Origin of the sequence: Morganella morganii (genome assembly GCF_041099235.1) — a bacterium.
Lineage (GTDB): Bacteria > Pseudomonadota > Gammaproteobacteria > Enterobacterales > Enterobacteriaceae > Morganella > Morganella morganii_E.
The window spans coordinates 106,895-121,395 of record NZ_JBFZSO010000009.1; the positions used below are offsets into that span (position 1 = coordinate 106,895).

Below are 14,501 nucleotides of genomic sequence, written 5' to 3' on the forward strand. Positions count from 1 at the left end.
GATATCTTGCAAAAACGGAATGGTTTTCGGTGGGGGATAAAACACGATGCAGATCACACTTAAATTCCATTTAAAATCATATAGATACCATCAAAAACAACAAACAAAAACTTTAATTAACAATTATTTAAACCTAATGACAAATAAATCAATCCTGATTTTGTGATCATTGTTATATTATTAAATTCACCGTAAATAGCAATTAATTTTTAATGTTTAAACTATATTTTATAGTATATTCCATATGAATATATTTTGATAAAAAATGACGAAATAGTGTGATGAACATCTTATTAAAGTATGCAACGAAATGCCACAGAGGAATAAGAAAATAAATGATACGGAAAAGTAAATAACTTATTATTAATATGATAATAGCACTGTCTTATTTTTGTTATTCCATAGCTGAAATAAGCCATTCAGCTCACATAATTACCCCGGAACCGCTATTACGGTGCCGGGGTTTTATTTTTTCAGTGAGTTCCGTGCTCTTCGGTAAACTGAGCCAGCAGGTAATTGAGGTAGTCAGTCAGCAGTTCCTCGTCTTCCAGCGGCAGGAGTTGTTCCAGGGCGGTGTCGGTAAAAAATTTCTGCCAGAACAGCCGTTTGGCATCGCGGGAAGCATTGGTGGCTTTTACCTGTTCACGCAGCCGTGCGGCGGCACGCAGTTTCACCGGAGCATCCGCCGGAATCGCCTGCATGACACGGTGTTTCAGGAACTGTGTATAGACCGGGTTTCCGCCGCAGGTCAGCGCGATCTGAACAGGCGGCACATCAATGGTGGCCGGGGAGATAAATGAGGCACTTTCCGGCGCGTCAGTGACGTTACAGAAGCAGTGGCGGGCATTGGCCTGTTCCAGTACCTGCTGATTCACCTCCGGCGAGTCTGTGGCGGCAAAGGCCAGCCAGCACGCCTGCGGCCACAGTGCGGCATCAAAGGCGGCTTCTGTCAGGGTCAGATGCGGGTTTTCCGCCAGTGTGGTGAAATCACTGTGGAACCAGCGCGCAATCACCGTAACATGAGCCCCTGCCTGTAACAGTGTCCGGCATTTATGGGCGGCGACTTCCCCTCCCCCCACGATCAGGCAGGTTTTTCCCTGTAAATCACAAAAAAGCGGATAACGCAGCATAGTGTCTCCTTTTGCGGACAGCGTCAGAATCAGTTGTCTGAATCATATCCTGCCCGTTACCGGGACGCAGCAAAGCGGAACGTACTTTGTGGGGCAGCGCGTTAAATTGAGGGGGAATGCTCAGCCCCGTCATCCATGACGCGCATGCTTTTCGTTTCTTTGCCGGTTATCTGCATTTTACTTTGACATGATGAAAACCGTGGATGTGATGTTGAATAAAAATCAGCGCGGAGGTCATCCGCTAAATTATTCAATTTGCAGCAAGGCGGCAAACGAAAGAAACCGGGGAGCATACATCAGTATGTGACCCGGTTTATTGAGTGCAGCCAACACAGCTGCGGATTGAAGAATGACGCGGATGGAGGAGGATTAGCGGACGCCGCCGGGTGCCATACTCACCTCATGCACCTGAGGGTAGAATCTGTCCAGCTGATGCCGCTGGATCCAGTCATAAATAAAATCTTTGTCGTGCAGGGTGTCATCATAGATAAGCCCGGCGACGCTGCCGCTGTGGGCAACATTCAGGCCGTAAATCTTTCCTTTATCGGCAAGGGCATGCAGCTCACTGAAGCCGGGTTTGGGCAGCAGATCCTGGCTGGCGATCGCACTCAGAGTGGCCGCTTCGCCCAGGCGCTGCGGATCCTGCAGTTCACAGGCGGAGATAAGCAGTTTCCAGGCCTGAGCCAGCAGAGGTTCCCGCGCCAGCAGCGTGGCCCGGCGGTCGCGTTTGTGGAAATCTTCCGTCAGTACCACATCCGGACTTTCCAGCAGCAGGAGTTTCAGATCCGGCGCCCAGCCGAGTGATATTTGTGTCTCAGCCGTCTGGTGATCAAACAGTGTCAGGGAGGAAAAGAGCGTACTGTCTGTCGGTTCAACCGCCACACACAGTTCTGCGAGGGTTTCCGGTGATAATTCATGACCGTAAAAACGCGCGGTCGCCTGGGCGGTGGCGGCAATATCTGCCGTACTGCTCGCCAGCCCTTTGCCGACAGGAATGGTGGATTCGTATTCAATCCGCAGCATACCGGTGGCTTCAGGGACAATATCCAGATGTTTCAGCACTTGCTCGAGCATCTGGCGCATGCGGGGCCGTTCCAGCCCCAGCGGAACACCCTCTTCCACCGAGACATAGCTGTACCAGTTGATGGGGCAGGAAACCAGTTTTTCGCCCCCGAGGATCCATCCCTGCAACAATTCTCCGCAGGATGCCGGACAATGTGCCTCAGCCATGTTGAAATACCTGTTTTAATGCGCCGATAAGATGACGGTTTTCTGCCTGACTGCGGACAGCGATCCGGTAGTAAGAGCCATCCAGCCCCGGGTAATTCTGACAGCGGCGGATCAGCAGCTTATATTTGAGCAGAGCAGACTGAAGTTCCACGCCGTTCAGGCAGCGGATAAAGATATAGTTTGCTGCCGGCTGACGGATTTTCAGCAGCGGGAACTGCCGCAATTCGTTACACAGATATTCCCGCTGGGCGGCAATAAACTCCTGTGTTTTGCGGATGTATGCTTCATCATCCAGCAGCACCTCACCCACCAGCGCCGCCAGACCGTTGATCGTCCACGGTTCACGCCAGGCTTTCAGATTACTGATGATGTGGCTGTCGCCGCACAGCAGATAACCGAGGCGCAGACCCGGGATCGCAAAGAATTTTGTCAGCGAACGCAACAGATAAAGGTAGCGGGTTTCCGGCAGACGCGCTGTCAGCGGTGATCCTTCCGGCATAAAATCAATAAACGCTTCATCGACAATCAGATGAATATGGCGGGATTCGCACAGGGACACCAGTTTGTGCAGCAGCGCGGTGTCCGGCATCAGGCCGGTCGGGTTATTCGGCGTGGCGATAAATACACAGTCCGGACGGCGGGCTTCAATATCCGCCAGCAGGGATTCATCCGGCTGGAAATCATTATCTTCCGTCAGCGGGTGTTCGATGATATCGCAGCCCTGCTGTTCCAGTGCTCTGCGGTATTCGGCAAATCCGGGGGTTAACAGTAATGCACTGTGAGGATTGAGATGGCGCACCAGCGCGTAAATCAGTTCCGTCTCTCCGTTACCGGCAATGACCTGCCCCAGCTCACAACCGGCACCTTTGGCCAGTGCGGCATGCAGATAGCGGTATTCAATATCCGGGTAGCGTTCAATAACAGACAGGTTATCGCGGATGATGGCTTTAACCCTCTCGGGCGGCCCCAGCGGGTTAATATTGGCACTGAAATCGAAGATAGATGCGGGTGAGATGCCGAGGAGCTCAGCCACCTCTACCACATTACCACCGTGTTCGCTCATAGCCTCCTCCAAATGTAAGGGCTGCACACAGTATCACCTGCATACAGCCGGATGCTTATTATTTTAAGGATAATACTATGACGCAGCTTCTAATGGGGCTTCCTGCGTAATATCAATTTGTGTGGCGGCAAATGCCAGAATCTGGTGCAGATTCACCACATTACCGACGACAATCAGTGCCGGCGGATGTAATTTATGACGCGCAGCCTCTTCCGGTAAGGTGGCGAGGGTGGCAGTGACCACCTGCTGGCGCTGCTGGCTGGCATACATAACCACGGCAGCCGGGGTATCCGGTGATTTTCCGCCGTCGATCAGGAGCTGGCTGATTTCGGCCAGGCGGGTCATCCCCATCAGGATCACCAGCGTGCCGTTAAGGGCAGCCAGTGCGTTCCAGTTCTGCGGCTCATTCCCCTGGCACATATGGCCGGTGACCACATGGAAGCTTGATGCGTGATCACGGTGAGTGACCGGGATCCCCGCATATGCCAGCCCGCCGATGGAGGAACTGATGCCCGGGATAACCTCAAAATCGAGGCCGTTTTCCGCCAGGGATTCCGCTTCTTCACCGCCGCGGCCGAACACATACGGATCCCCGCCTTTCAGGCGCACCACATTTTTACCTTCTGCGGCATATTTCACCAGGATGGCATTGATTTCTTCCTGCGGCACCGGATGGTGATTCGGCGTTTTACCGACATTGATGATTTTGCAGTCCGCCGGTGCACAGGCGATCAGCTCAGGATTGACAAGACGGTCATGCACCAGCACTTCGGCATGACGTATACAGTGAAGTCCCTTTACGGTAATTAATGATGCATCTCCGGGTCCGGCTCCGACCAGCCATACTTTACCTTTGCTCATTTTATTGCCTTATCAATCAGATTAATCAACATGGAAAAATCACATCATTTTATTCATTATGCACAACATCTGGTGGCGATAAAAAATACTATTTATTAATGATGTTTTGTAGTTGGACAGCAGTATTAATTACCCGTGAACTTTATTCTTTGATCTATTCACGATAAATGCGTAATAAAGACAATTCTGTTTAATATTTTGTATTATTAAATAATCACAGGAAAAAATATATGACTAATATCCCAATAATACGTTCACGTGGCGGAAGAGTTCATGAAAAAAAATCAAGTAGATCATGCACTTTCAAGCGACTGAAATAAATGAATTTTTACATTAACCTCATAAAAACAGGTTATTATAATCAACAAAGAAACCGCCATTTATGAAATTATCATTAACAAATAATAAAAACAAGATCATTTAATTAACATATTTGCATATGTTTATAAAAATAAAATAGTTGCATTTTATTCATCTTGATCACAAATCAAGTATTTATGTGAAGAAACTCACAAACTGTAATAAGCAGATATATAAAAGCAGCATTTTATGTTTTATTAAACCCGAATATAAATAGCCGTAAAAAAATTACTATATCAAAAATCGGCAATGTTAATTAAATGATCATTACATTTTCGTGTCGCTGTTCAGCAATATTCCGTGTTGCTTATGATCATGAAAATAAAAAGACAGTTCACCGGGTTAATTTATTTAACCTTTTTTGCTTTCCTGGTATCAGGACGTTTTTTTGGCAACAACACCGTGTCAAAGGTAGCGTATGAATAAGGCACAAAAACAGGTCTTCGTGATCGCGGGCACCAGCAGCGGCTGCGGAAAAACCACCATCACCCTCGGGATCATGCGGGCACTCAGTGCACGCGGATTGCGTGTCCAGCCCTGCAAAGTCGGCCCTGATTACCTCGACAGCAGCTGGCATACCGCCGTCACCGGCGTACCTTCCCGTAACCTGGATGCCTTTATGCTGCCGGAGTCCGTTCTGACCCCGCAATTCCGTCATTATATGCAGGACAACGATGCCGGTGTGATTGAGGGCGTGATGGGTCTGTATGACGGTTTCGGCACCGATCCGCACTATTGCAGCACCGCCGCGATGGCAAAACAACTGGACTGCCCGGTGATTATGCTGGTCGACGGCAAAGCGGTTTCCACTTCTGTTGCCGCCACGGTAATGGGATTTCAGCATTTTGATCCGTCACTGAATATCGCCGGAGTGCTGATTAACCGGGTTAACAGTGACAGCCATTTTCAGCTCCTGAAACACGCGATTGAACACTACTGCCATGTGCCGGTGATCGGCTACGTGCCGGTGATGAACGATATTGAACTTCCTTCCCGTCATCTGGGGCTGATCCCGCCGCAGGAGCAGGCACAGCAGACTGAGCGCTGGCAGCGCCTGGCCGATCAGATAGAAAAAACCGTTGATGTGGATAAGCTGCTTTCCCTGACACACTGGCAGGCACCGGCAGACAGCACACCAATACAACTCGCCACACCGGGTGCCGGACGCGGGCTGACTGTCGCAGTAGCGGATGATGCCGCTTTTAACTTCTATTATCCCGATAATCTCGATTTACTGCGTCAGAGCGGTGCGGAGATTGTCACATTCACTCCGCTCAATGACAGCGCTCTGCCGGATCCGTGCCATATGATTTACATCGGCGGCGGTTATCCGGAAGTCTATGCTGAAAAACTTTCATCTAACACCGCGATGCGGGACGCACTGCTGGCGGCGCATCAGCGCGGTATTCCTGTTTATGCGGAGTGCGGCGGGCTGATGTACCTCGGTGAAACCCTGACAGACAGCAGCGGCAACACTTTCCCGATGACCGGTATCATTGCCGGACACAGCACCATGGGTAACCGTCTGAAACGCTTTGGTTACTGCGAAGGCAGCGCACAGACAGATACCACACTGGTTCGTGCCGGTGAACGCCTGCGCGGCCACGAGTTTCATTATTCTGATTTTGTCACTGATCTGCCGCCTGCTTTTGAGTTTATCAAAGAGCGTGACGGCGAAATCCTCAAACGCTGGCACGGCGGTTATCAGGTCGGGAACACCTTTGCCGGTTATCTGCATGTGCATTTTGCCCAGCGTCCGGGGTTACTGGATCACTGGTTTTCTCTGGCACGGAGTGTGTTATGACACTGCTCAGCTGGCTGGCAGCTTTCCTGCTCGACTGGCGCCTCGGTGATCCGGAGCACTGGCCGCACCCGATTCGCTGGATTGGCAACGCCATCCGTAAAACCGAAGGTGTGATCCGCCGCCGCTGTCAGAGCGGCGCGGCACTGCGCCGGGGCGGAGCCGTGCTGTGGATTGTGATCGTCGGCGGCACCTGGGCGGTGAGTTACGGTGTGCTGGCGCTGGCATTTTATCTGGAAACCAGTCTCGGCTGGCTCGTCACTGTCTGGATGACCTACACCGTCCTTGCCACCCGCTGTCTGCAGGATGCGGCGATGCGGGTGTATGACGCGCTGAAAACAGATGATCTGGCTGAGAGCCGTGAAAAATTATCGTGGATCGTCGGGCGTGATACCCGGGAGCTGATGCCACCGCAGATCACCCGCGCAGTAACCGAAACGGTCGCGGAAAACACCACCGACGGTGTCATCGCCCCGCTGTTCTTCTTATTACTGGGCGGTGCGCCGCTGGCGATGGCCTATAAAGCGGTGAATACCCTGGACTCGATGGTCGGCTATAAAAATGAAAAGTACGGCGATATCGGTATGTTTTCCGCCCGTGCGGATGATGTCGCTAACTATATCCCGGCGCGTCTGAGCTGGCTGCTGTTCACCTTCGCCGCCTTTGTTCTGAAATACCGTTACCGTGAGGCTTTCCGCACCGGATTACGTGATCATGCCAATCACCGCAGCCCGAACAGCGGATGGTCCGAAGCGACTGTCGCCGGGGCGCTGGGTGTGCGCCTGGGCGGACCGAATACCTATTTCGGGCAGTTGGTTGATAAACCGTGGATCGGTGACAACACCCGTGACATCAATGCAGACGATATTCTCAGCACCATCCGGCTGATGTGGGTTGCCTCTTCAGCCGCACTGGCGTTATTTGCCGTCATTCATCTTCTGGCACAGTGGATTTTGTAAGGGAAAATTATGAGTTACATACAACAGCCGCAGGAAATCGAAAAAAACAGTTTTCTGATCATTGATGACATTATCCGCGAAACACGGCCGGAATACCGTTTCGCCAGTGATGATCACGCGGCGATTATCAAACGCGCTATCCATACCACTGCCGATTTTGACTGGCTGGATATTCTGCATTTTTCTGATGGCGTGATTGAAATCCTCCGTGACGGCATTATGCGCGGCTGCACCATTTATACCGATACCACTATGGCGCTGTCCGGGATCAACAAAACCCGCCTGGCGAAATACGGCTCAGAGTGCCGCTGCTATGTCAGTGACCCGCGTGTGGTCGCTGCCGCCAAAGAGCAGCAGATGACCCGCTCTATGGCCGCCGTGGATATCGCCATGCAGGAGCCGGGTGAGAAAATTTTTGTCTTCGGCAATGCCCCGACCGCCCTGTTCCGCGTTCTGGAACACACAGAAAAGCCGGTTGCCGTTGTCGGTGTGCCGGTCGGTTTTGTCGGCGCGGCAGAATCCAAAGATGCGCTGGCGGAGAGTTCGCTGCCGTGCATCGCCGCACTCGGCCGCAAAGGCGGCAGTAACGTGGCCGCCGCGATTATCAACGCCATCCTCTACCGGATGCCGGAGGCGTAATCATGACGCAGGAAAACACCACAGCACCTGACGATAACGGCACCGGCGTCGTCTGGCACAAAGGCAAGGCACTGCGCAAGGGGTATACCACAGGCTCCTGTGCCACTGCCGCCGCCAAAGTGGCAGCGCTGATGGTGTTACGCCAGGAAGTGATTCAGCAGGTGTCGATTGTCACGCCGTCCGGCGTGACACTGAACCTGAATGTGGAAGAGCCGCTGATTTGCGGACAATCCGCCACCGCTGCCATCCGTAAAGATGGCGGCGACGATATCGATGCCACACACGGTATGCTGATTTTTGCCCGTGTCGCCATCAATGACAGCGGCATTATCACCCTTGACGGCGGCGAAGGTGTCGGCCGGGTGACGAAGGTCGGTGTTGGTCTGCCGATCGGTGACGCTGCGATCAACAAAACCCCGCGTCAGACCATTGAAGCAGCGGTGCGTGAAGCTATCGGCCCGAACCGGGGAGCGGATATCACCATCTTTGCCCCGGAAGGGGAAGAACGGGCGAAGAAAACCTATAACGGCCGTCTCGGTATTCTCGGCGGGATTTCTGTGATCGGTACCAGCGGCATTGTCACGCCGATGTCGGAAGAGAGCTGGAAACGCTCCCTGTCCATCGAACTGGAAATGAAACGCGCTCAGGGTATGACCCGCGTTTTCCTGGTACCGGGTAACCACGGTGAACGGTTTGTCAGCGAACAGCTCGGACTGGACGGCACGTATGTCGTCACCATGAGTAATTTTGTCGGCTATATGCTGCAGGAAGCCACACGACTGAAGTTTGAGCAGGTGGTGATCCTCGGGCACTTCGGCAAGCTGGTAAAAATCGCGGCAGGCATTTTCCATACCCACAGCCATATTGCGGATGCGCGGATGGAAACTCTGATCGCTAATCTCGCCCTGATCGGTGCCCCGCTCTCTTTATTACAGGACGTGGATGGCTGTACCACCACCGAAGCCGCGATTGAACTGATTAACGCGCAGGGCTGGCAGGCGGTCTATCCGCGGATCGCGGAAAAAATCTGTGACCGGGTTAATCAGATGCTGCGTTTCTCCGATGAGCCGCCGCACTGTGATGCCATTCTGTTCTCATTTGATAATCAGGTGCTGGGGACCAACCGTCCGCTCAGCGCCATAACGGAGGGATTCCGATGATTTATGTGACCGGCGTGGGCCCCGGCTCAGAAGCCTATCTGACCCGGCGGGCAGCGGACGTGATTTCCGGCGCGGATATTTTAATCGGCGGGCAGCGCCATCTGGATGAATTTGCCGGGCTGACTGCCGAAACCCGTGTCATTGATGCGGATATCAGCGGCCTGATGAACTGGATAGCAGAACGTCTTGATCGCCGCATTGTCATTCTGGCCTCCGGTGACCCGATGTTTTTCGGCATCGGCAAACGCATCAGCGAAACCTTCGCACCGGAGCAGGTTCAGATAGTGCCGGGCATCAGCTCCGTACAATATCTGTGTTCCCGCGCGGGGATGGATATGAATGATATTTATCTCACCAGCAGCCACAACCGCAGCCCGGATTTTGACTGGCTGCTCGCCCATGAGCGTATCGGCATGGTGACGGACAGTAAGATCGGCCCGAAAGAAATTGCCGCCGAAATCCTTCAGCGCGGCCAGACCCGGCGGATGATCATCGGAGAAAACCTCTCCGGCCGCAATGAACGGATCACCATCCTCAATGCGGACGATGTCACCGGGGATTACGACATGAATGTGGTGTTAATTGATAAACAAGGCAGTGTGGCCTGATGAAAGACGAACTGTTTCTGCGCGGACAACAGATCCCGATGACCAAAGAGCCGGTGCGGGCACTCGCCCTGTCGCGGCTGGATTTACAGGGCGCACAGCGCCTGATTGATGTGGGTGCGGGTACCGGCAGTGTTTCCGTTGAGGCGGCACTCAGCCACCCGGCGCTTGAGATTATTGCCATCGAGAAAAAACCGGAAGCCATTGCGCTTATCAAAGAGAACTGCCTCCATTTCCGCTGCCCGCAGATCCGCGTGATTGACGCGTATGCGCCGGTAGAACTGGCTGAAAAAGCAGATGCCGTTTTTGTCGGCGGTACCGGCGGCAATCTCACGGAGATTATCGACTGGTCTCTCGATCATCTGCACAGCGACGGCACCCTGGTAATGACCTTTATCCTGCTGGATAACCTGACACAAGCCATTGCACACCTGAAACAGTGTGCGGTGAGCGAACTGGACTGCTGTGAATTACAGGCCGGAAATATGACCGCGCTCGGACACAGTTATTATTTTAAACCGAATAATCCTACCTATCTTATTTCCTGCCGTAAGGAGGCGCGTTGTGGCTGAACAGTTTGACCGTCAGAAAGTCTGGTTTGTCGGAGCCGGTCCCGGGGATATCAGTCTTATCACCCTGAAAGGCTACCGTATTTTACAACAGGCTGACATCGTCATTTATGCCGGTTCGCTTATCAATACTGATCTGCTGGACTACTGCAAAGACGGCGTCGAAAGCTACGACAGCGCCGCCATGACCCTCGACGACATCATCACCGTGATGGTTGACGGCGTGAAAAGCCACAAACTGGTGGTGCGCCTGCAGACCGGCGACCTCTCCCTTTACGGCTCTATCCGCGAACAGGGTGAAGTGCTGTCAGAACATAATATCGGTTTCAGCGCGATCCCGGGTGTCAGTTCCTTCCTCGGTGCCGCCGCCGAACTGGGTGTGGAATACACCGTACCGGAAGTGTCCCAGAGCCTGATTATCACCCGTATCGAAGGCCGCACACCGATGCCGCCGAAAGAAAGTCTGCGCAGCTTTGCCGCTCACCAGACCTCTATGGCGATTTTCCTGTCAGTTCAGGATATCAAAGGCGTGGTGGAGCAACTGACCGAAGGCGGTTATCCGGAAACCACCCCGGTTGCTGTGGTGTATAAGGCGACCTGGCCGGATTGTCAGGTGCTGCGCAGCACACTGGCGGAGATCACCGTTGCCGTACGCGAAGCAAAAATCCGCAAAACCGCACTGATTCTGGTCGGGCCGTTCCTCGGCGACGAGTATCACTATTCAAAACTGTATGACGCAGGCTTCAGCCATGAGTACCGCAAAGCCTCGCGGTAAGCGCATTGCGCTGTTTTGCCTGACACCGGGCGGCAAAGCGCTGGCGGAAAAAATCCGCCCGCTGCTGCCGGTGACCTGTTACACCAGTGAAAAACTGGTGTCAGAGGGCTTTGAGCCGTTCCGGGACAGCTTTGCGGCCACCTTACAGCAGGCCTTTGCAGAGAATGACGCCCTGATTGTTATCGCCGCAACCGGTATTACCGTGCGGGTGCTGGCTCCGGTGATTCAGGACAAAATGAGTGACCCGGCCGTGATCGTGATGGATGAGAAAGGACAGCATGTGATCAGTCTGCTCTCCGGCCATCTCGGCGGGGCCAATGAACTGGCCACCTGGCTGGCGGGCCGGATCGGCGGACAGGCGGTGATCACCACCGCCACCGATGTCAATCAGGTCACCAGTTTTGATCTGCTGGCGCAGGAGATGAATGCCACGTTCACCGATTTCCGCGCCACCGTCAAAACCCTGAACCAGATGATGGTCAGCGGGGATCGCATCGGCATCTGGTGGCATCCGGATATGGCGGCGGAGCAGGATAAATACGCCTTACCGGGGCTTATCCCGGTGGCGGATCTGCGCACTCTGCCGGAACTGGATGCGCTGGTGTGTGTCAGTTACCGCCGCGAGGAAATTATGCTGCCGGTGCCGGTTTATAAGCTGATACCGCGCCGGATTATTGCCGGTATGGGCTGCCGCAGAGATACCGGGGCAGACGAGGTTCAGCAACTGTTTGCTGAACAACTGGCTGAGAACAATCTGCTGCCGGAAGCCGTCCGCGCTATCGGCAGTATTACCCTGAAAGCGCAGGAGCCCGCCCTGCTGGCGCTCGCTGCCCGTTATCAGGTGCCGTTTACCGTATTCAGTGCTGAGGAGCTGGCCCCTGTGGCGGCACAGTTCCCGGAATCGGAATTTGTTAAAAAAACCACGGGGGTCGGGAGTGTATCCCGGCCGGTCGCCTGGCTGATGAGCAAAGGCTGTCTGATAGGGCAAACCTGTAAGACCCGGGGGATCACCATTACGTTAGGAGCAGAAACAGTATGTTAACCGTTATAGGCATTGGCCCCGGCAGTGAAGCCATGATGACCGAAGAAGCCGTCACCGCACTGAAAGAAGCGGAAGTGGTCGTCGGGTATAAAACCTATACCCATCTGGTGAAACCTCTGGTGGGCGACAAAGAAGTCATCAAAACCGGCATGCGCAAAGAGATCGAACGCTGCCATCTGGCCATTGAGCTTGCACAGGAAGGGAAAAACGTGGCGATGGTGTGCAGTGGTGATGCCGGGATTTACGGTATGGCCGGGCTTATCCTCGAAATCGTCACCAAAGAGAAGCGTGATATTCAGGTGCGTGTGGTGCCGGGCATTACCGCCAGTATCGCCGCCGCGTCGCTGCTGGGTGCGCCGCTGATGCACGACTTCTGCCATATCAGCCTGAGCGACCTGCTCACGCCGTGGGAGGTGATTGAGAAACGCATCAAAGCCGCCGCCGAAGCCGATTTTGTTATCTGTTTCTATAACCCGCGCAGCCTGGGCCGCGAAGGTCATCTGGCCCGTGCATTTGAACTGATGGCACCGTTCAAAGCCGCCACCACCCCGGTCGGCGTGGTGAAAGCCGCTGCCCGTAAGAAAGAAGAGAAATGGATCACCACCTTCGGTGAGATGGAATATGACCGCGTCGATATGACCAGCCTGGTGATTGTCGGTAATAAATCCACCTATATCAGTGATGATCTGATGATCACCCCACGGGGATACAAACTGTGAATGACGGCAGACTGCTGATTTTCGGCGGGACCAGTGATGCCCGTCTGCTCTGTGAGCGCCTGGATGCACAGGGAGTCCGCTACCGGCTCTCGGTCGCCACCGCTGCAGGCCGTCAGCAGGCAGCCGGATTACAGGGTGAGATCCGGGAAGGCCGGATGGATGCACAGGCGATGGCGGATTACTGCCGCCGTCACGGGATCCGCCTGCTGGCGGATCTCTCGCATCCTTACGCCGCCGTGCTCAGCGACACAATTTTGCAGGTGCAGCGCGAACTGGGTATTCCGCTGGTGCGCTATAACCGTCCGAGTGATATTGACGCGGTTGATAACCCGCTGATTTACAAAACGGACTCCATTGACAGCGCCTGTGAGATTGCCATGACACTCGGTCAGCGGATTTTGCTGACCACCGGCAGCAAGCAGCTGGCGGATTATATTGCCCGTCTGCCGGGAAAAACCGTGCTGGCGCGGGTACTGCCGACACAGGAAGTGCTGGCGCAGTGCGAATCTTACGGGATGACCATTGACCAGATTTTTGCCCTCAAAGGGCCGTTTTCGGCGGAGTTTAATGAAGCGTTTTACCGCTACTGCGGTGCGGATGTGGTGATCACCAAAGAGTCCGGCACACAGGGCGGATTCAGTGAAAAAGTCGCCCCCTGTCTGGCGCTGGGAATTCCCTGCATTGTCGTGGTACGCCCGCAGACCCGGGTGTCCGGTGATGTGACTGAATTGCAGGATCTTTGCGGGGTAGAGCAGTATCTGACATCCCGTTTTTCTGTCTGTTGATTTACTGAGGTTATGAGATGAAAAAAGCGTTATTAGTGATTAGTTTCGGCACCAGTTACGCGGAAACCCGTGAAAAAAATATCGAAAGCTGTGAAAAGCAGCTTGCGGCAGCGTTCCCCGGCCGTGATTTTTTCCGCGCCTTCACCTCCGGCATGATTATCCGCAAATTAAAAGAGCGCGATAACCTGCATATCGATAACCCTGAAGAGGCATTACGCCATCTGCACGAGCAGGGTTATGAGGATGTGGCTATCCAGTCACTGCATGTGATTAACGGGGACGAATACGAAAAGATTGTCGGCCAGGTTGAAAAATACCGTCCGTTCTTCCGCTATCTGCGCGTGGGCAAACCGCTGCTGAGCAGTTTTGAGGATTATTCCCTCCTGATTGATGCCCTGCACTCCCAGATGCCGGAACTGAAAGAAGATGAGCGCGTGGTCTTTATGGGTCACGGTGCCACTCACCATGCCTTCTCTGCCTACGCCTGTCTGGATCATATGATGACCGGCAGCGGCTTCCCGGCCCGCGTCGGTGCGGTGGAAAGCTATCCGGAAATCGACCTGATTATTAAAGGTCTGAAAGCAGAAAACGTCCGCAAAGTACACCTGATGCCACTGATGCTGGTTGCCGGTGACCACGCCATCAATGATATGGCATCCGATGAGGAAGACTCCTGGAAAACACAGCTGGAACAGGCCGGAATTGAGGCAACCGCGTGGTTACAGGGTATGGGTGAGAACAATATGATCCGTCAGATGTTTGTCGAACACCTGGCGCAGACAATGGATAACGGGGAGTAATAT

The 14,501-nt window shown here is 53.6% G+C and carries 15 protein-coding genes; 11 read left to right on the forward strand and 4 right to left on the reverse strand.

Features of this window, described 5'->3' with window-relative positions:
• Positions 1 to 473: 473 nt before the first annotated feature.
• The 4 genes from AB7038_RS14540 to cobA all read right to left on the reverse strand — a co-directional run bounded on the left by AB7038_RS14540 (position 474) and on the right by cobA (position 4,284).
• Entirely contained in the window at positions 474 to 1,130 is a 657-nt protein-coding gene (locus tag AB7038_RS14540; protein ID WP_368890079.1) for a bifunctional precorrin-2 dehydrogenase/sirohydrochlorin ferrochelatase, read from the reverse strand.
• Positions 1,131 to 1,499: 369 nt separating this feature from the next.
• Positions 1,500 to 2,360, reverse strand: coding sequence for a GHMP family kinase ATP-binding protein (locus AB7038_RS14545; protein ID WP_368890078.1), 861 nt, complete (start codon positions 2,358 to 2,360; stop codon positions 1,500 to 1,502).
• A complete protein-coding gene (gene cobD, locus AB7038_RS14550; protein WP_369453578.1) occupies positions 2,353 to 3,435 on the reverse strand; it encodes a threonine-phosphate decarboxylase CobD in 1,083 nt (360 codons plus the stop codon). Before cobD ends, AB7038_RS14545 begins: the two co-directional genes overlap by 8 nt.
• Before the next feature lie 63 nt (positions 3,436 to 3,498).
• Positions 3,499 to 4,284, reverse strand: coding sequence for a uroporphyrinogen-III C-methyltransferase (gene cobA, locus AB7038_RS14555; RefSeq protein ID WP_004236137.1), 786 nt, complete (start codon positions 4,282 to 4,284; stop codon positions 3,499 to 3,501).
• A gap of 778 nt (positions 4,285 to 5,062) precedes the next feature.
• Between cobA and AB7038_RS14560 the strand changes: the two genes are divergently transcribed.
• From AB7038_RS14560 to cbiK, 11 genes are read left to right on the forward strand one after another with little or no spacing between them, the layout of a single operon-like run.
• On the forward strand, positions 5,063 to 6,448 hold the full coding sequence (locus AB7038_RS14560) for a cobyrinate a,c-diamide synthase (protein ID WP_369453560.1): 1,386 nt from the start codon (positions 5,063 to 5,065) through the stop codon (positions 6,446 to 6,448).
• Positions 6,445 to 7,404: an adenosylcobinamide-phosphate synthase CbiB gene (cbiB, locus tag AB7038_RS14565; protein ID WP_349419142.1), complete on the forward strand. Its 960-nt coding sequence runs from the start codon at positions 6,445 to 6,447 to the stop codon at positions 7,402 to 7,404. Before AB7038_RS14560 ends, cbiB begins: the two co-directional genes overlap by 4 nt.
• A 9-nt stretch (positions 7,405 to 7,413) precedes the next feature.
• Positions 7,414 to 8,043, forward strand: coding sequence for a cobalt-precorrin-8 methylmutase (locus AB7038_RS14570; RefSeq protein WP_004239019.1), 630 nt, complete (start codon positions 7,414 to 7,416; stop codon positions 8,041 to 8,043).
• Between the two features lie 2 nt (positions 8,044 to 8,045).
• Positions 8,046 to 9,203: a cobalt-precorrin-5B (C(1))-methyltransferase CbiD gene (cbiD, locus tag AB7038_RS14575; protein ID WP_369453561.1), complete on the forward strand. Its 1,158-nt coding sequence runs from the start codon at positions 8,046 to 8,048 to the stop codon at positions 9,201 to 9,203.
• On the forward strand, positions 9,200 to 9,811 hold the full coding sequence (locus AB7038_RS14580; protein WP_368890073.1) for a cobalt-precorrin-7 (C(5))-methyltransferase: 612 nt from the start codon (positions 9,200 to 9,202) through the stop codon (positions 9,809 to 9,811). Before cbiD ends, AB7038_RS14580 begins: the two co-directional genes overlap by 4 nt.
• A complete protein-coding gene (locus tag AB7038_RS14585) occupies positions 9,811 to 10,380 on the forward strand; it encodes a decarboxylating cobalt-precorrin-6B (C(15))-methyltransferase (protein ID WP_004239024.1) in 570 nt (189 codons plus the stop codon). Before AB7038_RS14580 ends, AB7038_RS14585 begins: the two co-directional genes overlap by 1 nt.
• Positions 10,373 to 11,152, forward strand: coding sequence for a cobalt-precorrin-4 methyltransferase (locus tag AB7038_RS14590; protein ID WP_036408525.1), 780 nt, complete (start codon positions 10,373 to 10,375; stop codon positions 11,150 to 11,152). The genes AB7038_RS14585 and AB7038_RS14590 overlap by 8 nt, the downstream gene beginning before the upstream one ends.
• A complete protein-coding gene (locus AB7038_RS14595) occupies positions 11,127 to 12,194 on the forward strand; it encodes a cobalt-precorrin 5A hydrolase (protein ID WP_369453562.1) in 1,068 nt (355 codons plus the stop codon). Before AB7038_RS14590 ends, AB7038_RS14595 begins: the two co-directional genes overlap by 26 nt.
• Entirely contained in the window at positions 12,188 to 12,913 is a 726-nt protein-coding gene (locus AB7038_RS14600) for a precorrin-3B C(17)-methyltransferase (RefSeq protein ID WP_072872304.1), read from the forward strand. The genes AB7038_RS14595 and AB7038_RS14600 overlap by 7 nt, the downstream gene beginning before the upstream one ends.
• Positions 12,910 to 13,698, forward strand: a complete 789-nt coding sequence (locus tag AB7038_RS14605; protein WP_368890071.1) for a cobalt-precorrin-6A reductase — start codon at positions 12,910 to 12,912, stop codon at positions 13,696 to 13,698. The genes AB7038_RS14600 and AB7038_RS14605 overlap by 4 nt, the downstream gene beginning before the upstream one ends.
• Before the next feature lie 17 nt (positions 13,699 to 13,715).
• Positions 13,716 to 14,498 carry a sirohydrochlorin cobaltochelatase gene (gene cbiK / locus AB7038_RS14610; protein WP_368890070.1) on the forward strand — a complete coding sequence of 261 codons (783 nt, stop codon included), beginning with the start codon at positions 13,716 to 13,718 and terminating at the stop codon, positions 14,496 to 14,498.
• Positions 14,499 to 14,501 lie beyond the last annotated feature (3 nt).

Coding starts and splice junctions, on each gene's coding strand:
- AB7038_RS14540 (WP_368890079.1), bottom strand. CDS start 1,130: ATGCTGCGTTATCCGCTTTTTTGTGATTTACAGGGAAAAACCTGCCTG.
- AB7038_RS14545 (WP_368890078.1), bottom strand. CDS start 2,360: ATGGCTGAGGCACATTGTCCGGCATCCTGCGGAGAATTGTTGCAGGGA.
- cobA (WP_004236137.1), bottom strand. CDS start 4,284: ATGAGCAAAGGTAAAGTATGGCTGGTCGGAGCCGGACCCGGAGATGCA.
- AB7038_RS14560 (WP_369453560.1), top strand. CDS start 5,063: ATGAATAAGGCACAAAAACAGGTCTTCGTGATCGCGGGCACCAGCAGC.
- cbiB (WP_349419142.1), top strand. CDS start 6,445: ATGACACTGCTCAGCTGGCTGGCAGCTTTCCTGCTCGACTGGCGCCTC.
- AB7038_RS14570 (WP_004239019.1), top strand. CDS start 7,414: ATGAGTTACATACAACAGCCGCAGGAAATCGAAAAAAACAGTTTTCTG.
- cbiD (WP_369453561.1), top strand. CDS start 8,046: ATGACGCAGGAAAACACCACAGCACCTGACGATAACGGCACCGGCGTC.
- AB7038_RS14580 (WP_368890073.1), top strand. CDS start 9,200: ATGATTTATGTGACCGGCGTGGGCCCCGGCTCAGAAGCCTATCTGACC.
- AB7038_RS14585 (WP_004239024.1), top strand. CDS start 9,811: ATGAAAGACGAACTGTTTCTGCGCGGACAACAGATCCCGATGACCAAA.
- AB7038_RS14595 (WP_369453562.1), top strand. CDS start 11,127: ATGAGTACCGCAAAGCCTCGCGGTAAGCGCATTGCGCTGTTTTGCCTG.
- AB7038_RS14600 (WP_072872304.1), top strand. CDS start 12,188: ATGTTAACCGTTATAGGCATTGGCCCCGGCAGTGAAGCCATGATGACC.
- cbiK (WP_368890070.1), top strand. CDS start 13,716: ATGAAAAAAGCGTTATTAGTGATTAGTTTCGGCACCAGTTACGCGGAA.